Below are 1,550 nucleotides of genomic sequence, written 5' to 3'. Positions count from 1 at the left end.
GTTTTTTGGATTATTGTTTATCCGTTATTAGTTTGGTGGCATGTGAAAGAGGGCATCTTTGATAAAAGCCCCCTTTCAATATTAAGCTCTTTTGAACAAGATATTATCGCTTGTATACTAGGTTTTTGGTACACAGATAAGATTGTGCAAAAGAGAAGAATTTAGGGATCCAATCTATTTATTTCGGAATGTTTTATATATACTTACATACAGAGTAGACAGCAATGTGGTTTCCAAGAACATTATTATCAGCTGTATGATTCCTGCAGGCATGCTTTCTGTGTATACTCCGTACGCCATTTTTCCTGTATGAGGGACGATATATATTAGGCAAACACCTAAAAGGAGCAAAAAAATGGGTGCTTTTATTTTATTTCCGTATTCCTTAATGTACTGTTTAACCTGCACATTTGCCAAAATCCTGTAACTACAATAGATGCTGATTAAGCAGAAGGGGATAAGGAATATTCCAAAAGCCATGTAATCACCATGTTTATCTCTGCTTATCGCACTCTCCCTGTAGTACCTCCCTTTGGTATATGTTAGGGGTATAGCCCAAGCGATGATCCAAGTAATAAAATTGATTATAATAAATGCAGCTTTAGACCTTAAATTTTGAATTATACGTACAATTTTTTGCTCTGTAGTTTCCGTGACTTTTATACCTATAAAATTTAGAATTGTACGTACAATTTTTTGCTCTGTAGTTTCCATGATTTTTATACCTATACATCTTGTTATTTTAAAGCATAATACTATTACCGTAATAGCTATAAACAATCCCACAGGAACAGATCAAACATCAGACCAAAAACTGTATTCAGGAGGTGGCGAAGGTTTGTTTTGAAACAAGCCAAGTCGTATAGCACGGGCGGTAGCTTGTAATTCTCTTTCTGATTCCTCAGCTGTTAAAATACGAGTCATGGTTTAACCTTTTTAATTTCCTTTGGAATTTCGTCGAAAAAAATACTGTTCATAATGATATTTATTAGCTACCATAATCTACCTTCAGAATCGTTTCATCTCTACTCTCTTAATAGTTGTAACTAGTAGTATGTGGTAGTTAACTTATTTAAGTCAAGAACTAGATAACATTTAATTACTAATTTAGTTAAAAAGGTTGTGTATATGAACATTCCACCAGTTTTAATATCTCTAATTAAAAGATTTGAAGGTTTAAGATTAAAAGCCTATCGATGTCCTGCGGGTATTTGGACTATTGGCTATGGTCATACTGGTTCAGATGTTTATGTAGGGATGATTATATCTCAACATCAAGCAGAAACTATTTTATATAAAGATGCCACGAAGTGTTTAAACCAAGTGTTTAAAGCTTCTCCAGCTCTTAAATTAGCTAGTGATAATCGAATATCTGCAATTGGTGATTTTGTGTTTAATCTTGGTATTGGCAATTATCGTAATAGTACTTTAAAGAAACGTGTTGATGAATTAGATTGGCAAAACGCATCTATTGAATGTAAACGATGGGTGTATTCAGGAGGTAAGAAGTTAAAAGGATTGATTGTGAGAAGGGAAGTCGAAGCTGAATT

At 33.6% G+C, this 1,550-nt stretch carries 3 protein-coding genes; 1 reads left to right on the top strand and 2 read right to left on the bottom strand.

Annotated features, from left to right (window positions below; genetic code table 11):
* Nucleotides 1–174: 174 nt before the first annotated feature.
* Together GY664_RS05045 and GY664_RS05040 are read right to left on the bottom strand one after the other, a co-directional pair.
* Nucleotides 175–714: a hypothetical protein gene (locus GY664_RS05045; protein WP_333948397.1), complete on the bottom strand. Its 540-nt coding sequence runs from the start codon at nucleotides 712–714 to the stop codon at nucleotides 175–177.
* A gap of 81 nt (nucleotides 715–795) precedes the next feature.
* Nucleotides 796–924, bottom strand: a complete 129-nt coding sequence (locus tag GY664_RS05040; protein WP_333948396.1) for a hypothetical protein — start codon at nucleotides 922–924, stop codon at nucleotides 796–798.
* A gap of 204 nt (nucleotides 925–1,128) precedes the next feature.
* On the opposite strand from GY664_RS05040, the gene GY664_RS05035 reads away from it, so the two are divergent.
* Nucleotides 1,129–1,550, top strand: a 422-nt coding sequence (locus GY664_RS05035; RefSeq protein ID WP_333948395.1) for a lysozyme, incomplete at its 3' end; no start/stop codon positions are given.

It is taken from the genome of Candidatus Liberibacter brunswickensis, from assembly GCF_036858155.1.
In the GTDB taxonomy this organism is placed as follows: Bacteria; Pseudomonadota; Alphaproteobacteria; order Rhizobiales; family Rhizobiaceae; genus Liberibacter; species Liberibacter brunswickensis.
The sequence above is the reverse complement of the archived record's forward strand: the minus strand, read 5'-3'. Positions and strand labels throughout refer to the sequence as shown.